A 22,101-nucleotide genomic window follows, 5' to 3' on the forward strand; every position below is an offset into this window, starting at 1 on the left:
TCAATCAGATGTTTTCTTTCTGAGCACGACGGTGATCGAGTCGCCTCGACCAAGCTTATCTGCTAAATAATCAAAAGGCAGGCATATTAAGGATATCGTCGCCCACACCATATTTTTTAGATGGCCTTTTAAACTTTTTTTAGCTGGTGCGCTATCATGATTAGTAGCACTTTCAAGCACCGCTTTCTCAGCTGCCCAAATACGATTCGCCTCTCCCTTCTTGGGGTATTTCCATAAGGACCTAATTTGCATGCGACTCCAAATGGGTGGTGTCACAGTTTTATAATCGATAATTTCTAAATCGCTCATCTTAGCTAAAGCGCTAATAGATTTTTTTGTAAAGAAGTTAATATGATACGGGACGTGCCAGTTAATCCAAAATCGCCCGAAGATTCGTCGATGCCATGAATTTAAGTTTGGAAATGAAAGCACGATCAAGCCATTTTTACTCAAGCGCTCGGTGGCCGCATTTAAAAAAGCTTTTGGATCTGGCGTATGCTCCAAGACTTGATTTGCGGTAATGACATCAAAGCTCATACCAGGAAAGGGTTTGTCTTCCAAAAATGCACTCTCCACTTCTAAATCTAATTCTGCAGCAATTTTTTTTGCACTCGGATCGGGATCTAAGCCAAAGGTTTCAAAGCCCAAAAGCTTCATGGCGTATAAAAAATAGCAGGCCCCCGCGCCCACATCCAAGAGCTTGGCACTTGGCTTTAGGAGATCGATGGGGAAGCCCTCGGCACCTTTCTTATCGGCGATTTGCGTTGGATTCATCCCTGTGAAATTATTGCGTACTTGCGCCGCATTGGTTTTACTATGCGGGTAATATTTTTCATATAACTCAGGTATCTCTCGGCTCTCTAAAGGCGGAGTTGTTTGCGCAAACTGACATTGCTTGCAATACATAATATCAAAATACTTGGGATAAGCAAAACGATCATCATACATATTTTTATGTAGTAATCTTAACGCTGCCTTACAAAGTGTACACTTCATTTACCGATTCTCGGGGACGTAACGATTTTTTTTAGGTATTGACCATAGTCAGTTTTCTGTAAGCGTTCACTCGCGGCAACTATATCATCTTTGCTCAACCAATCATTCATATAAGCTATTTCTTCCAAACAAGCTACTTTTAAGCCCTGTCGATCATCCAAAGTATGGATAAACTGACTTGCCTGCAATAAACTTTGATGCGTGCCCGTATCTAACCAGGCAATGCCTCGACCAAAGATTTCTACCTGCAGATCGCCACGTTCGAGGTAGGCTTGATTAATACTGGTTATTTCCAGTTCACCACGCGCTGATGGCTTCACCTTCTTGGCAATTTCAATCACATCATTATCATAAAAATAGAGGCCCGTAACCGCATAATTAGACTTTGGTGATTGCGGTTTTTCCTCAAGCGATAAAACGTCTCCCGCTTCATTAAAGGATACCACCCCATATCTTTCCGGATCGCGTACGCAACAGCCAAAGACCGTGGCTCCCTTTTCCTGCTTGCCTGCTTCTAGTAAAATATTAATGAGACTTTCGCCATAAAAAATATTATCTCCTAAAATCAAGGTGCAGGGTGATTGCCCAATGAATTTTTCTCCGATAATAAAGGCTTGCGCTAAACCCTCGGGCTTTTCCTGGATTTCATACTCAAGATGAACTCCAAAGGTCTCTCCTGTACCTAACAATTTTTGAAATGAATTTAAATCTTCTGGACTTGTAATAATAAGTATTTCACGAATCCCTGCTAACATCAAAACCGACAAGGGATAATAAATCATCGGCTTATCATAAACGGGCAAAAGCTGTTTATTCACGCCTAGGGTGACGGGATGTAAACGTGTCCCCGAACCACCCGCTAAAATAATGCCCTTTCTATTCATTTCCATAAGCCCTTACTGCCTCAATAACTCGTTCAATTTCCTCATCTTCCAACTCCGGTGCAATTGGTAAGGACACAAGTTTCTTTGTCAGTTCATCTACTTTGGGGTTATCTAATCTTGCATATCCAAAGGCAGCCTGTTCACTTACTGGATAAGGATAGTGGATCAAAGTTTCAATACCCTTTTTCTCCATAAAGCTGATAAATGCGTCTCGGTTTTTGACTTTAATGGGAAATAAGTGAAATACCGAACCCTCTTTGAAATCTAATAAATATTTTTCTGGCAAGCCCTTTAAATACTTTTTTGCGAGCTCGACTCGTCTCAAATTCCCCGCATCTAAATACTTAAGTTTAACATTCAGTATTGCAGCCTGCATTTCATCTAGGCGACTATTCAACCCGCGCCTTTCATGAACATAACGTCGCGTTTGACCATAATTCCTAAGCTCGAGCAACGTTTCATAATCTTGCTTAGAATTCGTGCAAATCGCACCCGCGTCACCATAGGCACCCAAATTTTTGGTTGGATAAAATGAAAAACTCGATAGGCGCCCAAAAGTACCTGTAGTACGTCCTTTGTATTGCGCTCCTATCGATTGGGCACAATCTTCAACTACCTCCAGTTTATGTACCTCCGCAATAGCCATAATCTGATTCATCTCACAGCTTTGCCCATAAAGATGTACGGGTATAATCACTTTGGTTTTTTTGCTAATCGCAGCTTCTATACACTGAGCATCAATCAGGCCAGTTTTTACATCTACATCCACGGCGATTGGTATTGCTCCCAATGCTTGAATTGCCGTTATTGTGGGATAGGCAGTTAAATCGCTCGTAATCACTTCATCACCAGGACCAAGGCCAATGCACATTAGACTGAGTATCAAGGCATCCGTTCCCGAGGCCACACCGACGGCATATTTCGTGCCCACGTAAGAAGCAAGTGACTTTTCGAAACTGCTTAATTCCTTACCTAGGATATACCAACCACTTTTTAGTACCTTCTTCAGCGCCATATCGATCTCGTCTTCCAGAGCTTGGTACTGACGATCAAAATTATTAAACTTAACCATTCAACTATTCTCTACATATTGTTTAAATTCATCGTAGTCACGTATATAGTCACTTTCTCGATATACATCAGAAGCCACCACTAACAGTACACAGCCACTGGAGAAATCGTGCATTGTATGCCACAAGTTGACTCCTAAAATTACGCCTTGATTACTGCGATTCATGAGAATATCCTGTTGCTTTTCACCATCATCTAATGTAAGTACAAAGCTCCCATTAATACAGAAAATTACCTGTTCGAGAGCTTTATGGGCATGCTTTCCACGTTCACTCACACAATTCTCTAAATGATTTATGTAATACACGCGCTTTATATCAAAAGGAATATTCTTGCCCACTTCCATGATATTGAGCACACCATCACGCTCATCACTAATCTGCGGTAACTCAACCCAGCCACTATTTTTAACTAATATTTCTTTTGATAACAAAATACGCTCCTTTGTACTCTTTAAATTATTTTTCAGACCCTCTATGACAAGAGATAACTGGCGGGTGAAAGGCTGGCAAGTCCTTCGAGTGAGTCCTAACGGGCAGGGACCTTAAGGGTTTTAGGTGGGTTTTTGCGAAGCTAGTTCGCCGGCGGAGGCTCTCCGCCCAACCGAGGCATTTATAGGTTTTAATAGAGAGGGGCTCTGCCTCAGCCTCGCTCAAAGTACTGCCGTACGGGCCAATAATTTTTATCCGCCTGTGTGGCAACACCCCTTGAGAATCCCAAAGCTAGTCGCTACGCGTCCGCACTTAATATTAACGATCCGATACTTATGGTCCGCCTTCCCTGCTTTAGGAATAAGTTTGAAATAAGGTGTTTTTAGAGAGGTAAACATGCTTCCAATCTCTTAAGCTTTGAAATGTCTGTTTATCACGAGGAAAAAAAGGCCGAACCATTTTTAATGAATCCATTTCAACAAAAATGTCCTGAAGTACTTTTTTGTACTCTCGATATATCCACTGATTCTTTTTAGATATTTTATAATTGTGATAGCATCGTGCTTTATGCGACTCAATGAATCGGAAATTATGAAAATGATAAAAAACTGGTTTCTCATTTTTCTTCAGGTAATTCTCTACGTTCCAAGGTGCTAGAGCGTTATTTTTTTGCTCAAGTATATACACCGTATCAGGGTAAAGTGTGGGCCATTCATCTAAATATTTTTGATCTCCAAACTTGCCCTCTTCATTCCGAAAGTAGCACCATTCCGTACATTGATCTTGCCATTTTTTAATGACCTTGGCCGATTCATCATTATATCGTACGGTCAAAAACTGTATACAAAAACGACCGTTGGCAATACTGTGCTCATACCCGGGCCCAAAAGCATGTTCGGTAATGAGTACACTCTTATTATGATCATCTAATTCTTGAATTAGTTTTTCCGGGTGATCAAAGAAAAATATATCTGTATCCAAATAAGTTATTTCTTTCAGGCTTGGTGTGTGTCTTTTGGCAAAGGCAAAAGTATGAGATGATAGAGTCCAACAATACTCTCCTATTGTGCGATCTTTTTTAGCCTCAAGTAATTCAGGTGTTTCATAATCCAAAAGTCTTAATAGAACTAAATTCTCAAGTTCAAATTTCAGGAGTTGCTCATATACCAAATCATTCATACACAATACATACAGTTTGAAATCAGGTTTACAGTATTTTTCTAGCGATTTGTATAGCGCTACTCCCTGAGGAAGGTAATTATGGTCAAACAGCGTAATGAAATTCATTTGATTCTTCGCTTTAGTAAATAGCCAACATACTCTGCTTTTGCTACTGGCTCAGCCAAGTTGACTTCGCCACCAAGTGCAGCGAATTTGGCTAAAACTTCATAGTCATGTTCCACTATGTTCAACAATTCGCTTTCTTGGAAAAACCAGGCAGGATATGACGCTTTATAGATGGATGCTGGAACCTTTTGCTTTGCTAAACGTGAAGGAGTTTCCTCGTTAACCAAAATGGGTGTTCTATCTATGATAATATAAGGTGCATCCATTCGGGAAATTTCTCTTAAAATCTCAAGTGGGTTCTCCACATAAGGCAAAACACTTGATAAGAGAACTACATTTACTGATTGTTTATCACAACATGCTTCAATGCATTCAAAAAACTGTAATTCTTTATCTTGAAAGTTTTCCTTTCCACATTGAACAAACTTTTCCTGTTCAACAATAGTCCATATTAGTTTTTCAACTCCACTATCTTGTAATATTTTTTTATTCTGATGATATGAGCTGCCAAAAGCTCCTCCAAAATCTAAAACTGATAAACTATTATTATCACATGCCATCAGAAGTCCCGAAAGTACCGGCCACGAGTACTGAATCTCATCAAATAAAACCGCATCACGCTCGAAAACTGCGAAACCATTTTTGACTTTCAAAGACGCTTCTTTAACTTTCTGAAAAATTGCCTCATCATCATAACCTGTACAACTATTTCGGGCATCCTCCCATGATTGGTAATCCCCTGAAAATTGATTGTGTGCCGATTTTTGTAAGCTGCGGTAAAGCTCCATCAAAATCGGTGGACATAAACTTTTTATTAAACTTTTCACTGTGATTTCCTGCTGAGAAAGCTCTTGAGTTTTGAAAAAAAAGTGACTTTCTTTTTATTAAAATAATCCTCAATGAGCCTTTGTGATTTTTGATCTTCTGTGAAATCCTCAGTAAATTCTGTCACTCTTTGCTGCGATATAGAAACATCATATTCATTTGAGCTACCACAGTGTGTTCCCGAATTATCATTACCTATATTCTGAATCAAACTTTTCCCTACATATAAACCCAGTTTGTTTTTCAAAAAAGTTGATGCGTACCAGCGTATTGCCCAAGAGTTATTATTTCCCGAAATCTGCTCTTTTAACATCTGGGTATATCCATAGGCACCATTCAAATCAAATTTATTCTCTAACTGCTGCTTCCTAAGCTGCCTCAACAGCAAAGAACCATCGACTATATTTTCATTCACCCGCATGTGTGGTGTCGTTAATCGTCTAATACTAATTTCAGGGGTCTCAAAGTCACGTGTTTTCGTCTGTGGCCGATCACTTAAAACTCCTGGTCCATACCAAAAATCAAAAATTAAAAGGCCTTCTCTATTTAAGTGCTTCCTTGCACACTTGAGAGCATTAAGAAAATCATTATTTTGGGTTTGGTAGCTCATGACGTGAAAAAGTGAGATAGCACAGTCAAATTTTTTATTCAAGTTAAAATCTCTTATATCGGCCTTCTTACAAGTAAAAGAATTATTTTCCTGACTAAGCGATGTAGCCATCTCAATCATTCCTTCGGACATATCTAAGCCATGAATTTGATACCCATGTTTCAACAGTTCTTTCGCATGCCCCGCAGTGCCACAACCAAGTTCTAATATTGTTTTAGTTTTAGCCTTTGAGTATTTTTTCAATAACTTATCTATATAGCTAACTTCCTGACTATAATCCTTATTATTATAGATCACGTCATAGTATGTAGCATATTTATCAAAATTTTTCATAAATTAATTTATCCTTTAACCTAAACAGCATAGAGTCCTAATATGCGGTTTATTATTAAATTCTTCACCCCGCTCTGAAAATCCGTAACAAGTCCAATAGAGTTATCTTTTTGATTGTTACATCTGTGTACTTTTGATCCCAACTTTAAAATTCATACATTAGTTTTAAGTAAGACTATGAATTTATTGACTTTGATATCTCATTACATACTTCTGCTACCTTAACTTGTTCTTCCTCAGTAATCCCCAAACCACTAGGCAAATAAAACCCTCTTCGGGAAATTGATTCTGCCACAGGATGGACTTCATTTGAAAATAATCCCATGTTATGAAAAATGGGCTGTTGATGCATCGGATAAAAAAATGGTCGCGTCCCAATTTTTAGCTCGCCTAATTTTTTACAAAAATAATCTGCAGGAAATTCTTCTTCTCGTAAATAATTCTCTTTGACTACTAGGCTGTAGACCCAATATATATTATCCGCAGAATCCGTGCTAATCACAGGCTTTTGCACATATTGAGGATCAATCAATTCATTGTACAGCTTTCCTATTCTTCTCTTTTTTTTGATTGCTTGTTCAATATTTTCCAATTGAGCACAGCCTAATGCGGCTTGCATGTTAGTCATCCGGTAATTCCAACCCAGGTCATCATGGATAAATCTTCGTGGTCCTTTAAAACATAAATTTCGCAGTTCTCTACTACGTGTAGCCAGCTCGTCATCATCAGTGAGTACCATACCACCCTCACCGCAAGTGATATGTTTATTAGGATAAAAGCTAAATATGCTAATATCTCCAAATGACCCACATTTTTTTCCTTTATACGTCTGACCATGGACCTCTGCCGCATCCTCAATAATTCGTAAATTATATTTCTTAGCCAAATCTAAAATTGGATCCATATCCACTGGCAAACCATAAATATGCACGACTAGGATAGCTTTTGTTTTCGGTGAAATCTTTTCTTCCATCAAAGAGATATTTATGTTGAAGGTTTGTGGATCGGCATCAATTAAGACGGGCTTTAAACCGGCTTTAATGATTGATTGAATTGGTGAAATGATGGTAAAGGTTGGAGCAATGACTTCCGCGCCTTTTTCTAGATTTAACGCCGAAACCGCCACGTCTAAGGCTGCACTACCACTTGAAACGGCAATACCATGATCCCGCCCCACATATTCAGCCATATCTTTTTCAAAGCGTTTTACAAAAGGACCTTCAGAAGAAATCCATGATGTTTCTATGCATTCTTCTAAGTACTTCTTTTCATTGCCATTGAGCAGTGGTGTATTGACCGGAATCATTTAATGACCTTTAATTCTAACTTGATTAGATTTTATTCCTTCAAAGCGAGTTTTATCCATCTCTCCCGCATAAGGGCCCTGTTTAATTTCAATCATTTCAAGCTCCTCTAACACTTCAAAGCCATGACCTCCTGCAGCTAATAAAATAACATCACCTGATTCAAGTACACAACTCTCAAGATAATCTTGTTCTTGTGTATAAAAATCCACTCGTAATTTACCTGACTTGATGACTAAGGTCTCTTGCGTAAATTGAACATTGCGTTCTACCGCATTATGCACATGTGGTTTTATTAATTTCCCTTGGGGGTGTTTCATATAAGCTAACTGTTGCGAAAATTCATCTGGCGTAAAAAAACTAATGCCTTCTTTGGAATAATTATGTCTCCTGCATTCGTATAATAAGTGCAACACTTCTGTTAATTGCTTATAGCATAAACATCTATTGAGAATAACAAGACTCAGATGTACTCTGCTATAAGCGACCAAACCTAAAACAGAGGAGTCAGAAATGACATATGAACATCTGAGTCTTGAAGAAAGACACTACCTTGAAATTGAATTAAAGGCAGGCACATCGATCACTAAAATAGCAAAAAACTTAAATCGTAGTACAAGCACACTTTCACGAGAACTTAAACGTAATAAAGGTCTCCGTGGTTATCGAAACAAGCAAGCCAATGACTTTGCTCAAGAAAGACACAAAGTGAAACCAAAGGCTATTAAACTAACTGAAGAAGTTAAGGACTATATAGATGAGCATTTACTCAAGGATTGGAGCCCCGAACAAATTGTAGGTCGACTAAAAGATGACCAATCCATCTTACTTCATCATGAAACAGTTTATCAATATATTCTTAGAGATAAAGAATCAGGAGGTGAGCTATATAAGCTTCTACGTCATCAGAATAAAACTTATCGCAAACGTTATGGCAACCAGCATAGTCGTAATGGGATTCCCAATCGTGTGGATATAGACGAACGACCTGAGGCAGCTAATAAGCGAGAGCGTGTAGGCGACTGGGAGATGGATACTATTATAGGAAAAGCTCATAAAGGAGCCATTGTAACTATGGATGATCGAAAATCAAAACTGCGTCTAGCATTGCCTGTGTCTCATAAGAAAGCCACGCTTGTGAAAGATGCAATAATCTCTTTGCTAACACCGATCAAAGATTTGGTTCATACTCTTACATTTGATAATGGAAAAGAATTTACTCAGCATGAGACTATCTCCAAGGAATTGGAATGTAATAGTTATTTTGCTAAACCATATCACTCATGGGAACGAGGCCAAAACGAGAATGCTAATGGATTGTTACGGCAATACTTTCCTAAGTCTATGGCGCTTGATGGTATCAGTGAAAATGAAGTCATTATTGCGGTTGATAAACTTAATAGTAGACCTCGAAAATGTCTGAAATTTAAGACGCCATATGAAGTTTTTGAAAATTTAACTGGAATTAACTTAAGAAAATCAGTAGGTGTTGCACTTACTACTTGAATTCAGGTCTAATAATTATTGCAAGCAATTCCCCTTCATGAAAAAATTCTTTGATCATTATGTACTCGTGTGGTTACAATTCTTCAATTTCGTTAGTCTCTACATTATAAACTGGCATGCCTTTAATCTCTGCTAATCTAGCTTCGCCATTTAAATAACTTAACTTGCCTTCACTATCGCGACTTTCTCTAAACTTTGATTCCACAAAGCCCTGTTCCAATGAACATTCGCGCACCACATCGTTTAGTTTCTCATTCTTTATGAAATAGGCATTATTCCCTGCACTATTACATCCTATGAAAGCGTACCCTTTCTTTTTCGAAAGATTATACAATGCTTTTAACGACGCACCAAAATAAAGATTACTTGTATGTGCCTTTGTTCTATAAAAACCTTTATCATAAGGGACTGTAATGGCTCGCTCTTTTCCAAATACACTATTGTACTCAAGAATAAGGATATCGGAAGATATTTCTGTGATCGCTTCCCAAATCCAGTAGTCATTGCCATCTAAATCTATATGTAAGAGTCCGATATTCTTCCCTAAATTTGCAGCGCTCAATAGGCCGCTAATATTGTCTCTATCAATAAATATTGCTTTTGCAGTCAATTGATATTGCCAAAAATACTCCGCACCCATTAGCTTATCAATACTTGACTCCGAGCCATCCATAACAAATCCTGACCAATTGTCATTCATCATCAAAAATCTAGTGTTTGACTCCTTAAAATCCTCAACACCAAACTCAATGAAACTTGTAGAGGATATATCCAAATTATTAACTAACCATTGTATGATTCCATCATCTCCAAATTGAGAGAAAACTTTGAATTCGACTTCTTTTAATGATTTGATTTGTTTTTTATTTTTAATAGCCTCCGAGAGTACTCTTCCTAAGAGTAAATGGTATTCTTCTGTCTTAGGTGCTTGAGGACTTATATTGTTCAACAATCTTTTTATATATCTTTTCAAAATATTCTAATCCCCTGAATTTAAATTACTTTAATCACTAGATTGTAACAGATAGTTCTAGCTTATTCCCACGAATCATAATCTCCGCTAAAACTATTTACTTTGGGACTGCGACAAGCCTGATACCACTCCAATAAGAGTGGTGGGCATAAATTTTTTATTAAGTTTTTCACTGTATACTATATCTCATCCTTTTAGTATTCTAAAGTTATAATCGCAATGAAGCTCTTCTGAGCAAAGAATCTCGTTCAAACCAATTTTTGCGTCGCTAAATGAGACCCTAGAATTAAGCTCACCCAAAATTACTTTGTAATCATTTCAGGCTGATCATACGCAAAAATATCTCACGTTGTACCACATGGTGTGATATATAATCATCTCTTTAGTATGAGCTCAATAAAAGTTAATATTGACGGTTCCCAAATATTCACACCAAACTCATTGTTTCTAAATCAACGATTGGAAAACTTTTCAATAACGTGGATTTCGAAATTGAATAAATCTGTACATCATTTACTCCTAAAAGTTCATATTGTGTAATTATTTCAGCCGTTGACTTAAAAAAATGTCTACACGCACTAAAATCGGCCGTCTCCTGACATCTTTCCTCTTCATTTTTTTGATGTTTTGCTGAAGAGTAATACCTCATTTCTGAGGTGTTTTCATAAAGAATATAACTGTGATCTATTCCCAATAAATAAACTTCTTTAACCGAAGAATAAATACTAAACATAATAGCATAAACACTCGCCGTTGAAGCGAGAGATACGAATTTATCAAAATCAAACGAAATTTTATTTGCACTAAAATAATAATAAGGTAAGTAATATCGTATTGCGTGATTTTTAAATAAATTATTTTCTTCGATAATCGACTTTACGTTATCTTTATAATCAGACAAACCAAAAATAAGTTTTACCGAGGAGGGAACCTTTTGGTTCATTTCTTTAAGCCAAGACCTCCATTCTTCTCTAGATTGAGGGGGATGAAGTGGCGCCGCTAGTAGATATACATCATTGTAATCACATAAAGAAATCAAGTCTTCATGCACAAACATGTTATTCAAAAAAATAAGCTGATGGCCCCTAATAAGTTTAAGATTTTGATCTTTTATCGACGGTCCACTTCCTATAATGAAACATTTTTTACTTGAATCCAGAGAAAAACTTGATCCCAACAAAAGCTCTTTTTCCATCTTTCTCCAATAGCGTAGCTCGTGAATTTTGCGCTTTAATTCAAGAAATATAGGAGGCATACATTTTTTCAATAAAAGCCGCAAGACACTTACACTCTCTTAAGTTTACTTCTCTGAACTTTTTCGATCTCAAGGATCTCCGATTTTTTATATGTCAATGACTTTTTAATATTTCTTAAATTACGCGCCAGTTTCCTCATCCCATCAGGTTCTAAACTAGCAGCATGATCGGTCCCTTTCCAAGTTCTGTCTAAGGTGAAATGTCTTTCAAAAATATCTGCCCCAAGTGTCAAGGCTGCTATATCTGCTGCAATTCCTAGATGATGACCTGAAAAACCTATATTTTTAACTCGTTTTTCAAATTTTTCTCTCAGTCTAGTTATCTCATACAAACAGATATCCTCAAAGGGAACTGGATAACCCGATGTACAACTATAAAGAATTAAAGAATCTGCCCTGTTATGCTTCTCAAATAACTGTACAATTTCTTCTTCTTCTGCTTGGGTTGTCATACCAAAAGACAAGTGTATTTCACCTGTATAGTTCTCGCAAAGATAGGTCAACATTTCAAAATTCAGATTACACGCCGATGGAATTTTAATAAGCTCTGGATTCAGGGAAGTTATATCTTTTGCAGATGTCACATCCCAAACAGAAGTACTATAAACAACTCCAAATTCTTCACACCATGCTTTCAATTGTTTATGTTGTTCTAAGTCCAACTCTAAAAATTCACGATGTGCACCATAGGTTTCACCATAAGAATTATTAGGGTTGGGGTGAGGTGAGCTATATTGCTCTGCACTCAACAACTCTGGATTACACCTTTTTTGAAATTTGACAACATCAGCTTTACAGTATTTGGCCGCCGTCAAAATCAATTCTTTTGCGATATTCATATCACCTTTGTGATTACACCCGACTTCTGCTATTATTTTCGGTTCCATATATACTCCTTATATTTATCCAAGTATAGGCCTTAGTAGCCTATGCTTAATTATTATTTTTAAAGATTGATTCTGCTATAATAAGATCATGAGCATCATCTATTTCAAAACACCTTTCGGGTGGTGTTTTGTAGATGACTGTTTTTCCGAAAAAGCGGTGTTTGTAATTAATAAACCCACTATAATTCATTACATAAACAGCTCCCGTTTCTAAATACTGGGGTTCTTTTTCTTGTCGCATAAGACGCACTGATTTATCATGATTGATGCCCAATACTTCATTATTATTTTCTTCCCATAAATAGTAATGAAAGTCTGTGACTGCTAGAGCCGTATCTGCCTTCTTTTCTAAAAGCGCCCGAATTGTTCCATCAATATCCTCGGGTATTGTCAATGGAGATGTACATTGTAAAAAAACCACTAAATCAGGCTGATAATTCTCTTTGCTTTTCAATTCTTCCAATACATGTAGCAAAGCTACCTCAGAAGAACTGATATCACCACTAAGTGCATCCGGTCTCATGATTACTTCTGCACCACACTCACCACTTACTGATGCGATCTTCATATCATCTGTTGAAACAATAGTCCGAGTAATAATATTCGAACCTAGTGCGGCTTCTATTGTCCAGTTAATGAGAGGTTTACCACAAAAATCAATAATGTTTTTTCCTGGAATGCCTTTCGATCCCCCCCTAGCAGGGATTATGGCTACAATATTCATGAGTTACAGAATTTATCCTTAATTATTTTCGGGAGAATTTTTTAGTGTAATGTTTAATCATTGGAATGATATATTCCGGATCGACAAATTTTAAGATATTATAATATTTTAAATCTCTAAGGTACTTTGTTATTGTTTCATACTCATTTTGGAGTTCATACTTATCTTGCTTTAAATTATTTTTTTTATATAAGCAACAAACCCCCTCATCTTCGCTTAAAATTTGAAACCCTGAATTAACGACAAGGTAATGTAACAAATTCTTTGTATAGTGATAGGGGTGTGCTCCTTGAAGAAACTCTAAAAAATTGCCCCTATAAGATATTTTAATATTCAGCAGCCCTGGTACTTCTATCAGAAGTAATCCATTAGGGGCAAGTAACTTTTTGATTTTCTTAATTTCTTCTTTAGGCTTTATAAAATGCTCAAAGACATGACTTAAGATCACTAGGTCAAACTTTTTTTTTCCAATAAATTGCTCATAACTACCAACTTTTAAATTCAACCCTTTTGATAGACCATAATCCAAAAAATCCTCGCCATAATCACAGCCCACACATTTATATCCATTTTCATGTAAAGGCATCAGTCCTCCCCCTGTGCCAGCCCCTATTTCTAATACATCACCCGAAAATAGATTCTTTTGTAATATTGCCAAATACTTTACACCTCGCTCATAAGCTGATGAAAATATACGTTCTGGACCTAAATTTGACGAATATAAATCTCTATAATATTTTTGGTAAAATATCTCTAACGAGTCTTGAGTCATATAAGGAGAAGATCTTAAGGAACCACAGTGTAAACATTGTATCGTATCCAATCTCAACCCATAACGATCCACTTTAGCGATTACATTATAATCGCTGTTGTGACCACACAAACAAGGAAGTGATTCATACTCAAATGTATCTAATACATCTTGAATTTTACTGCATTCATCAGCAAGAAGTAATGAGTATGTAGAATGTTGGAGATATTTTTTATTCATAAGTCCATCCGATTTTTTCTACTAATAGTCCACCACGTTTATTTCCTGCATCATAAAGCATTTGGTCATTACTTACAACCTCTAATGGCAGCTCCTTTGCTTCATCGATAATTTCTGTCCCAGGTATTCCCATTGATAACCTTATATAATAAATATCCGTATTAAGGGAGTTTACTGGTAACAATAATGTAGTCGTATAAATACCTGCTGGACGAGTAGTGAAATTTTCTTTATTTAGATCTGTATCTGCAGTGGTAAAAATCACACTTCCATTACTTTTCGATAAATGTAGCGCAACATGAAAACCGGAAATGATTTCCTTTAATTCAAACACAATTTTTATCGTTAACATATTACCAAACTGAACAGAATTTGTCTTCCCGTCACCAAAAATGACCTCGTGAAAACCACCTTTTTCCCGGTTATTTTTAAATTTAAAAATACCACTTTCTCTAACTCCACATCTGTCAGATAAATATTTCTGTGTGATTACCTCGGTTTCTCTGTAATCTATAATATTTCCTTCTTCTAATAAAATGGCATTTTCACATAAGTGATTAATCATGTCCATATTGTGACTTACAAATATTACCGTCCTCCCTTCTTTACCGACATCTTCCATTTTACCTAGGCATTTTTTTTGAAATTGAGCATCACCTACGGCGAGAACTTCATCGACAACAAGGATCTCGGGCTCGAGGTGAGCGGCAACTGCAAAAGCGAGGCGTACATACATGCCAGATGAATAGCGCTTCACGGGTGTATCTAAAAATTTCTCCACTTCAGCAAAAGCGACAATCTCGTCAAACTTCTTTTTGATTTCCCATTTGCTCATACCCATGATCGCACCATTGAGGAAAATATTTTCGCGTCCAGTCAGCTCGGGGTGAAAGCCAGTTCCTACCTCAAGCAATGATGCGACACGCCCCTTGAGGTGAATGCGACCCATTGTGGGCTCGGTAATCCGTGAAAGCACTTTCAGCAAAGTTGATTTCCCCGCGCCATTGCGTCCAATAATCCCAACCCTATCGCCCTGCTTGATCTCGAAATTGATATCCTTGAGTGCCCAGAATTCTTCCTTTTCTTGAAAGTCGGGGTCGGAGCGACCTAAGAGTTTTTTACCAAAGCCCTTCACTCCATTGACAAGCGTATCCCGCAGGGTGCTATAATGAGCTTCCTGCTGATGCTTCAGCGTGTAAGACTTAGAGAGGTTTTCTACTGTAATAATTGATTCTGACATAATTTAAGGTAACAACTAATTTTTCGAATTAAACGAATTAATAAAGATATTTTTTGATAAAACTTGGTTGGTTTTTAACATTTTATTGAGTCAAAATTTAAGGATTAATAATTTGTACCGCAAGGTGTTTTCATTAGAGTTCTTGTGGCGAAGCGAAGTTAACAATCTGTGGCATTCTCTGTTTAACAACTAATTTCACTAATTATACGAATTTAATTTAGGTTATTTGTCTGACAGAATGAATAAGGGAAGAGTTCTGGAAAAATTGCCTTATCATCATAAGTTATTTGGATGATGTTTTTCTTCGTGAATTTTGTGTCATTCCTTGTTGAGGTTTTTAAGTTTTAATAACTATTTTTCAAATTAAACGAATTATTTATAATATTTATTGATAAGTCTTTTGTAGACGAGTGATCTTTCGCCGAAGTTGACAAGTATACCCAAAGGCTTATTACTTGCTTTGAGGTAGTTAATAACTTGAGCCTCATGATTGTGATCTAAGCTTTTGACCGCTTTTAATTCTAAAATGATTTTATCGTAACACAAAAAATCCACATAGAATTTTTTCTGAAGAACTTGTCCTTGAAAAGAAATAGCGAGTTCTTGTTCCCTTTCATTAGAAATACCCGTCTTATTAAACGTGACTGCCAGGGCTTCTTGGTAAACCGATTCTAAAAAGCCTTGACCCAACTCATTATAAACCGTCATGCACGCACCAATGATTGCATAACTCTCTTCTTTTAATAAAATCTTTTCCATTCGTACAATTTGTGAAATTCGTTGTTAGCTTTAAATAAAATCTGCGAAGCTTTTCTCAGTTTTCCTGAAGTACCACAGGCCTGAGAAAAACATGATAAAGACTAAACTTAGAGATAGCCAGAGGCCGGGCCAATACATTTGTGATTCTCCACCAAGTAGACACCAACGAAAACCATCAATGACTCCTACCATGGGATTGAGTGAATAAAGTAATCGCCACTTCTCTGGTACCACTGAAGTACTAAAACCCACGGGTGATACATAGAGCCCGAACTGAACGAGGAAGGGAACGATATAGCGAAAATCTCGGAATTTCACATTGAGTGCCGCGAGCCAGAGGCTTGGTCCAATCGCGGCTAAAATCGCCATAATGAGGAATAATGGCATCAAGAAAATCTTAATATCGGGCATAAAGCCGTACCAAGCCATTACCCCCAGCATAAGCACAAAAGATATAATAAAATCGACGAAGCAAACAATCACGGCTGAGATGGGAATAATGAGTCGTGGAAAATAAATTTTTGAGACCATATTAGCATTAGCAATTACCGAATTACTCGACTCCGAGAGCGAACTCGCAAAAAATTGCCAGGGCAGCATTGCGGCAAATACCATAACCGGGTAAGGAACATTGCCATCCGCAGGAAGCTTGGCTACTTTACCAAAAATGATAGTAAAGACAATTGCAGTTAAAAGCGGACGAATCACCGCCCAAGCAACTCCAATAACGGTCTGCTTATACTTGACTAACACATCGCGCCAAGCCAAGAAATAAAAGAGATCTTTATAATGCCAGATATCTTTTATGTACTGACTTTCAGTTTTTCCTGCTTCTATAATTGTTTCGTGTTTCATGATTATATTTTTTTTAAAGTTTTCTTAGGTTTTAACCACTAATCTGCGCTAATCGACACTAAATCGAATGAAGATGAGTTAAGGGTGACCTGAGTTAGAGTACTTCTCAGTTGGTGTTTTTATTCGTGGAATCTGTGTCATTAGTTGTTGCATGTTTTTTAAAAGCTCCAACAGCGAATTTCGCTAATTAAACGAATTATGATACTTATTAATAAGACGTTTATAGACAAGGGACTTTTCTCCGAAGTTCACTAGAATACCTAAGGGTTTGTTGCTCGCTTTGAGATAATTAATAACTTGTGCCTCATGGTTTTGATCTAAGGCTTTTACGGCTTTGAGCTCTACAACAATTTGATCATAACAGAGAAAATCAACATAGAACTTTTTTGCTAAGGCTTGGCCCTGAAATGAAATATGAAGCTCTTTTTCTCGTTCATTCGCGATAGTTTCCTTACTCAAAACTAGCTCCAGGGCTTCTTGATAAACTGACTCTAGAAAGCCTTGTCCCAATTCATTATGCACATTCATACACGCCCCAATGATTACATAACTCTCTTCTTTTAAAACAATCTCTTTCATTCGTTAAATTTGCGTAATTCCTTGTTTAAACTTTTTAATTGAATATCCAATGAAAGGATTTGTCGAGTTCTACTCCCTCAGGCAAATATTTTTTTTGCGTTGGTTGCTTGGGGTCATACATGCAAACTAATACAGTCCCGTGCGAATGATTATTTAAGTCGTCAAGAGCATTGACTTCATAGTCCAAAAAACCTTGATGATCATTATCGTAAATCGCTTCTAATTCCAAGCCCCATTGCTTGACACCGAGGTAGACGATTTCAGCCAGGTCTCCAGCGCCTAAGAAGGAAACTTTTTTTATGCCCGCTTCCGATAGATCGCGGCAAACCTGCGAACTGAGTTTGCGCGCTTGCTGATAGAAATACATAGAGAAATTCAAAAAACCCATGGTTAAGCGAGTTTTTTCAGCGATGCCCTTTGGAGACAAAAAATAATCCCAGCGGCGGGAATGAACTTTATTAATGTGAAACAAGCCTCGACTCGCCATTTTCTTTAAAACTTCATGAGCCAACTTAATGCTGCAGCCAAGCTTTTGAGCGGCAATGCGGTTACTCAAATGTGGCGTCTCTTCCACATGTTTCAGTATTTCGAGTTCGTGAAGTTCTTTTTTTTCTATCATAATAATTTACTGAGCAGTGCTATTGCTTTCGGCCTCGAATCAAGCTAGAATATGAGCTAGGCAGGCTCCGCATCAAAACTGACTTTCTTGAGCACAGCATTGATTATCGTTTCTTTTGGTAAAGATAATAAAATAAACGATAGAAGTCAAGAGCCACTTTCAATTTTCAGCCGTATTTTTTAAAAATTGAATACGCTGAAAATAATTTTTAATTATGAATGCTTAATTTTGAATTTGGTGCGGACGAGACGTCCACGACCCCAGGGAAAGCTAATTTCGATATGGATCATTCGAGCAAGGTGACGATTAAAATCTGTTTTATCTGTACGATCTGTGCTAGGTTTTTTTGTAGGGTACTCAGTTGGCAGTTGGCAGTTGGCAGAGTTTAATTTTAAATTTTGAATGCTTAATTTTGAATTATTGGCAGTTTGAATTGGATATGTATATCTCGAGCAAGGTGAGAATAAAATCTGTTTTATCTGTACAATCTGTGGTAGGTTTTTCAGTTGGCAGTTGGCAGGTTGAGGGAAACCACAGATCTAACGGATAGTGCAGATAAAAAAAGGCTAATGGTGAATCGGGAAAGATTTAAACCACGGAAGGGCATGAAAAAGGTGTCGGCAGGGGGAGATGATTTTGAATTTTGAATGCTTAATTTTAAATTGGGTATAGATCATTCAAGCAAGGTGAGAATAAAATCTGTTTTATCTGTACGATCTGTGCTAGGTTTTTATGTAGGGTTCTCAGTTGGCAGTAGATTTAGGAAACCACAGATCTAGCAGATAGTGCAGATAGTGCAGATAGTGCAGATGAAAAAGGCGTCCCCTGCGAGAAATTGCCATTCCTCGATCAGACAATAATGAACTTCGCTCAGCCAAGACAGTTAGACTGCCTTAACAAAGTAATCAAGTTTCATTTTGCCACAAAATTAATTTTAAAGCCAAACTTTGAGCCAATTTTATTGAGTGTCTTGAGCGTGGGATTGGATTTATCATTCTCTAATAGACTTAAGGAATTCACGGTGAGCCCAAAGAGTTTGGCGAATTCATTTTGATTGAGGCCTATACTCTTGCGCATAGTTTTGATTGCCTCCCCTATTTCGCATTGATTATTTAACAAATCTTCTTCAAGTTGCTGAATAATCGCCTTCCTATCCTTCGCTAAATTCACAGTGCCTCCAGTTTTTTCATTTCTCGCTTTATCACTGGCAAGCGCTTTTTGATAATGAATTCATCCACATCACAAGCCCTGAGAATCTGCTCTAAATCTTTCAGTTTTTTAATAAAGAGACAAAAGTCCTCATAGATATGGTCACCGTACTGCCCAAGCTCAGCTACAATTTCACGCCAATGAGGCTGACTTCCTTGTTCATGCTTAAACCAAATGGAACGGCGCATAAAAATATCATTAGGATCGTGAAACATCGGGGCAAAATCATAGAGAGGCGAAAGTCGAATCGTTTTTTCTTTTTTCAGCATAGCTGAATTCCTGCCATGATTATCGGGATTGCCCAATAAAACATTCAGCAGATCTCGTTTCAAAAACTCAATAATATCTTGCTCAGGTGATGTGGAATACTTAGCAATCAATTCACAAAAGAGGAAATTATCAGATATTTGCCCACGTTGAGTAATTTGCGCAGTAGAGTACAAAGATTCCAAGCCATAACAATAGCGCTTCCCATCTTTTACTTGACGATCAAAGCGCGGTATAAAGAGTGCCCCATCTTTATAAATAAGCGGCTTGCCCGTATTCAAAGCTAAGTTACGCGCCACCTCGTAATATGCGGCTTCATTTTTCAAGACCTCAAGATCAGCTTTTGTTTTACCCCTCGGAAATTTAACAATGAAATGCTCCTGAATGAGCTTACTTGGCAGCAAGCCTGAATCAACATAGAAGTGATTTTCGCTATCCTTGGCAACTAAAAACTTAGGTGCATCCCCTTGCACATCCGTGGCGCCATCAATCTGCACTCCACAAGCCTTGGCATGAGCAAGAAAGTTTTCATTTTTCTGGATGATTTCATCTTCCGTAAAAGAAACAAAATCTTGTCCGGAAATATTTTTGATAAACTCTGTGGTCAACTCTCCCGTCACTCGTAGGTTGCCAATGGGATTCCATGCACCCACTTGTATAAGAAAGTCATCATCTCCGCGCCCGTATTTCTCAAGCAAAAAACGCTTGCCATTGCCTGAAGGCATTAAATCTAAAATAAAGGCGGGCCAATCTTTATAAGTGAAGAATTCAAAGCTACAATCTAAGCCGAGACTGACTCGCGCTTCTGCTTCGTTATCAATATGCTTAAAGACATAGTCCATATCATATTCCAAAAAAATCCCACGATCATTTTTTTCGAACTTCGCTATGCTCTCATATTTCTGTAAAGAATTATCAAATTTGTAGATCTCATAAAACATAAAATTACCAATATAATAGTTTGTAAATGACCTTTATTGATTATTATATACTAATATTTTAGTATATCAAGCTAAGTACTAGTCAATCCATATATAAGACGGAGTCATGAAGATTTGAAAAAGCAAGTTGAGGGAAACCACAGATCTAACAGATCGTGCAGATGCTGAAGGGACAATTTTAAATTCTGAATGCTTAATTTTGAATTGGATATGTATATCTCGAGCAAGGTGAGAATGAAATCTGTTTTATCTGTACGACCTGTGCTAGGTTTTTTGTAGGGTTGGCAGTTGGCAGTTTTCAGTGTGTCCTGTATTTGAGTTCGATTCCGAATGGGATTCGGTACTCCCAGCTGTGGAGCCTAAATTTGGAGCGGACGGGACGTCCGCGGTCCCGGGCAAGCTAATTTTGAATTGGAGCAAGGTGAGAATAAAATCTGTTTTATCTGTACGATCTGTGCTAGGTTTTTTTGTAGGGTACTCAGTTGGCAGTTTTCGGTATGTCCTGAATCTGAGTTCGATTCCGAATGGAATTCGGTGCTCCCAGCTGTGGAGCCTAAATTTGGAGCGGACGGGACGTCCGCGGTCCCGAGCAAGCAAATTTTGAATTGTATATAGATCCCCGAATTATACGCAATAATATATGGACCTGTAGAAAATCAAAAGCCTAAACCACGAATTAATGAACAACATTCTCAGCGCGTAGCGCGTTTTCTCAGGACGAAGACCATCCGTTCCGCCCCTTATTAAAACACATTTTCACAAAAGAACTTTTATTTTTTGACTTAGGGCGTATTTTTGCGAACTTATATAACAAACATTAGATAATTAGGACACTTACACAATGGCTAATATTGACGCAAAACACGCTGAGAGTGTTACCGGCGCTTTTTATTGCACCGATGCTGACGACGATAACGGCGAAGGCTGCATCGCTTGTGGTCTCTGCTACGGAGCTGCACCAGAATTTTTCCAAGAAGATGATGCAGGCAATGCCTACGTTTTCAAACAACCTGAATCTGACGACGAAATCGCGCTCTGCCAAGAGCAGCTAGAAGATTGCCCTGTTGATTCAATTGGTAATGACGCTTAGTTTCAACTAATCCATCATCACTTCAAAAAAGCTCGCTTGAATGCGGGCTTTTTTTTTGCTTCATTCTCAGGTCTCAGGTTTCAGGTTTCAGGTTTCAGTGTCTTGTGTCTTGTCCTGATATAGCTTGTCACTCCAATAAGGGAGTAAGGGTTTCACCACAGATCTAGCGGATAGGACAGATGAGGGGGCAATTTTAAATTATGAATGTTTAATTTTGAATAAAGGAATTGAACCACGGAATGCACGGAGTCACACAGAGGAAAAAGCTTAAACCACTAATCTTCGCTAATGCACACTAAGACATGGTGAAGAGCGATGGTTTGACGGAGTGCACGGAGATGGATAATTGTAAATAATGAATTTTTAATTTTGAATTAAATATAGACAAAAAGAAATACCTCAGCACGAAGTGCGGAAACTCAGCACGTAGTGCGTAAACTCAGCACGTAGTGCGTAAACTCAGCA

Annotated in this window: 23 protein-coding genes; 2 read left to right on the forward strand and 21 right to left on the reverse strand. The window is 37.7% G+C overall.

The features are described 5' to 3' along the window. The 9 genes from PQO03_RS09575 to PQO03_RS09615 form a co-directional block, all read right to left on the reverse strand. Entirely contained in the window at positions 1–996 is a 996-nt protein-coding gene (locus PQO03_RS09575) for a class I SAM-dependent methyltransferase (RefSeq protein ID WP_274149883.1), read from the reverse strand. Continuing rightward, on the reverse strand, positions 993–1,880 hold the full coding sequence (gene rfbA, locus PQO03_RS09580) for a glucose-1-phosphate thymidylyltransferase RfbA (protein WP_274149885.1): 888 nt from the start codon (positions 1,878–1,880) through the stop codon (positions 993–995). The genes PQO03_RS09575 and rfbA overlap by 4 nt, the downstream gene beginning before the upstream one ends. Beyond that, entirely contained in the window at positions 1,873–2,952 is a 1,080-nt protein-coding gene (locus PQO03_RS09585) for a DegT/DnrJ/EryC1/StrS family aminotransferase (protein WP_274149887.1), read from the reverse strand. Before PQO03_RS09585 ends, rfbA begins: the two co-directional genes overlap by 8 nt. Continuing rightward, positions 2,953–3,384, reverse strand: a complete 432-nt coding sequence (locus PQO03_RS09590; RefSeq protein ID WP_274149889.1) for a sugar 3,4-ketoisomerase — start codon at positions 3,382–3,384, stop codon at positions 2,953–2,955. A 352-nt stretch (positions 3,385–3,736) separates the two neighbouring features. Then, positions 3,737–4,669 (reverse strand): hypothetical protein, encoded by a 933-nt coding sequence (locus PQO03_RS09595; protein ID WP_274149891.1) that lies wholly within the window; start codon positions 4,667–4,669, stop codon positions 3,737–3,739. Then, positions 4,666–5,496 carry a methyltransferase, TIGR04325 family gene (locus tag PQO03_RS09600; protein ID WP_274149892.1) on the reverse strand — a complete coding sequence of 277 codons (831 nt, stop codon included), beginning with the start codon at positions 5,494–5,496 and terminating at the stop codon, positions 4,666–4,668. Before PQO03_RS09600 ends, PQO03_RS09595 begins: the two co-directional genes overlap by 4 nt. Continuing rightward, entirely contained in the window at positions 5,493–6,437 is a 945-nt protein-coding gene (locus PQO03_RS09605; RefSeq protein ID WP_274149894.1) for a class I SAM-dependent DNA methyltransferase, read from the reverse strand. The genes PQO03_RS09600 and PQO03_RS09605 overlap by 4 nt, the downstream gene beginning before the upstream one ends. Before the next feature lie 175 nt (positions 6,438–6,612). Further along, positions 6,613–7,743, reverse strand: coding sequence for a DegT/DnrJ/EryC1/StrS family aminotransferase (locus tag PQO03_RS09610; protein WP_274149895.1), 1,131 nt, complete (start codon positions 7,741–7,743; stop codon positions 6,613–6,615). Beyond that, complete coding sequence (locus PQO03_RS09615) at positions 7,744–8,157, reverse strand: cupin domain-containing protein (RefSeq protein WP_274149897.1); 414 nt, start codon at positions 8,155–8,157, stop codon at positions 7,744–7,746. A 97-nt stretch (positions 8,158–8,254) separates the two neighbouring features. Here PQO03_RS09615 and PQO03_RS09620 point away from each other — a divergent pair, with 97 nt between their 5' ends. Then, entirely contained in the window at positions 8,255–9,247 is a 993-nt protein-coding gene (locus PQO03_RS09620) for an IS30 family transposase (RefSeq protein ID WP_274148572.1), read from the forward strand. Positions 9,248–9,320: 73 nt separating this feature from the next. Here the strand turns inward: PQO03_RS09620 and PQO03_RS09625 are convergent, their stop codons facing one another. From PQO03_RS09625 to PQO03_RS09680, 12 genes are all read right to left on the reverse strand, one after another. Next, a complete protein-coding gene (locus tag PQO03_RS09625; protein ID WP_274149899.1) occupies positions 9,321–10,220 on the reverse strand; it encodes a hypothetical protein in 900 nt (299 codons plus the stop codon). Positions 10,221–10,647: 427 nt separating this feature from the next. Continuing rightward, positions 10,648–11,415 carry a hypothetical protein gene (locus tag PQO03_RS09630; protein ID WP_274149902.1) on the reverse strand — a complete coding sequence of 256 codons (768 nt, stop codon included), beginning with the start codon at positions 11,413–11,415 and terminating at the stop codon, positions 10,648–10,650. Positions 11,416–11,504: 89 nt separating this feature from the next. Further along, positions 11,505–12,362 carry an N-acetylneuraminate synthase family protein gene (locus tag PQO03_RS09635; RefSeq protein ID WP_274149904.1) on the reverse strand — a complete coding sequence of 286 codons (858 nt, stop codon included), beginning with the start codon at positions 12,360–12,362 and terminating at the stop codon, positions 11,505–11,507. 46 nt (positions 12,363–12,408) lie between these two features. Continuing rightward, positions 12,409–13,086: an acylneuraminate cytidylyltransferase family protein gene (locus tag PQO03_RS09640; protein WP_274149906.1), complete on the reverse strand. Its 678-nt coding sequence runs from the start codon at positions 13,084–13,086 to the stop codon at positions 12,409–12,411. A 22-nt stretch (positions 13,087–13,108) separates the two neighbouring features. Further along, on the reverse strand, positions 13,109–14,077 hold the full coding sequence (locus PQO03_RS09645; protein ID WP_274149908.1) for a class I SAM-dependent methyltransferase: 969 nt from the start codon (positions 14,075–14,077) through the stop codon (positions 13,109–13,111). Continuing rightward, positions 14,070–15,317 carry an ABC transporter ATP-binding protein gene (locus PQO03_RS09650; protein WP_274149910.1) on the reverse strand — a complete coding sequence of 416 codons (1,248 nt, stop codon included), beginning with the start codon at positions 15,315–15,317 and terminating at the stop codon, positions 14,070–14,072. The genes PQO03_RS09645 and PQO03_RS09650 overlap by 8 nt, the downstream gene beginning before the upstream one ends. A gap of 372 nt (positions 15,318–15,689) precedes the next feature. Then, complete coding sequence (locus tag PQO03_RS09655) at positions 15,690–16,076, reverse strand: GxxExxY protein (protein ID WP_274149912.1); 387 nt, start codon at positions 16,074–16,076, stop codon at positions 15,690–15,692. Positions 16,077–16,106: 30 nt separating this feature from the next. After that, positions 16,107–16,931, reverse strand: a complete 825-nt coding sequence (locus tag PQO03_RS09660) for an ABC transporter permease (protein WP_274149914.1) — start codon at positions 16,929–16,931, stop codon at positions 16,107–16,109. A gap of 183 nt (positions 16,932–17,114) precedes the next feature. Continuing rightward, positions 17,115–17,510 (reverse strand): GxxExxY protein, encoded by a 396-nt coding sequence (locus tag PQO03_RS09665; RefSeq protein ID WP_274149916.1) that lies wholly within the window; start codon positions 17,508–17,510, stop codon positions 17,115–17,117. 34 nt (positions 17,511–17,544) lie between these two features. Beyond that, positions 17,545–18,129 carry a hypothetical protein gene (locus PQO03_RS09670; protein ID WP_274149918.1) on the reverse strand — a complete coding sequence of 195 codons (585 nt, stop codon included), beginning with the start codon at positions 18,127–18,129 and terminating at the stop codon, positions 17,545–17,547. Between the two features lie 912 nt (positions 18,130–19,041). Continuing rightward, positions 19,042–19,299: a helix-turn-helix domain-containing protein gene (locus tag PQO03_RS09675; protein ID WP_274149920.1), complete on the reverse strand. Its 258-nt coding sequence runs from the start codon at positions 19,297–19,299 to the stop codon at positions 19,042–19,044. Beyond that, positions 19,296–20,546: a type II toxin-antitoxin system HipA family toxin gene (locus tag PQO03_RS09680; protein WP_274149922.1), complete on the reverse strand. Its 1,251-nt coding sequence runs from the start codon at positions 20,544–20,546 to the stop codon at positions 19,296–19,298. The genes PQO03_RS09675 and PQO03_RS09680 overlap by 4 nt, the downstream gene beginning before the upstream one ends. A gap of 841 nt (positions 20,547–21,387) precedes the next feature. Between PQO03_RS09680 and PQO03_RS09685 the strand changes: the two genes are divergently transcribed. Beyond that, positions 21,388–21,636 carry a ferredoxin gene (locus PQO03_RS09685; protein ID WP_274149924.1) on the forward strand — a complete coding sequence of 83 codons (249 nt, stop codon included), beginning with the start codon at positions 21,388–21,390 and terminating at the stop codon, positions 21,634–21,636. The last annotated feature ends 465 nt before the right edge of the window (positions 21,637–22,101 follow it).

The organism is Lentisphaera profundi (genome assembly GCF_028728065.1).
Lineage (GTDB): Bacteria > Verrucomicrobiota > Lentisphaeria > Lentisphaerales > Lentisphaeraceae > Lentisphaera > Lentisphaera profundi.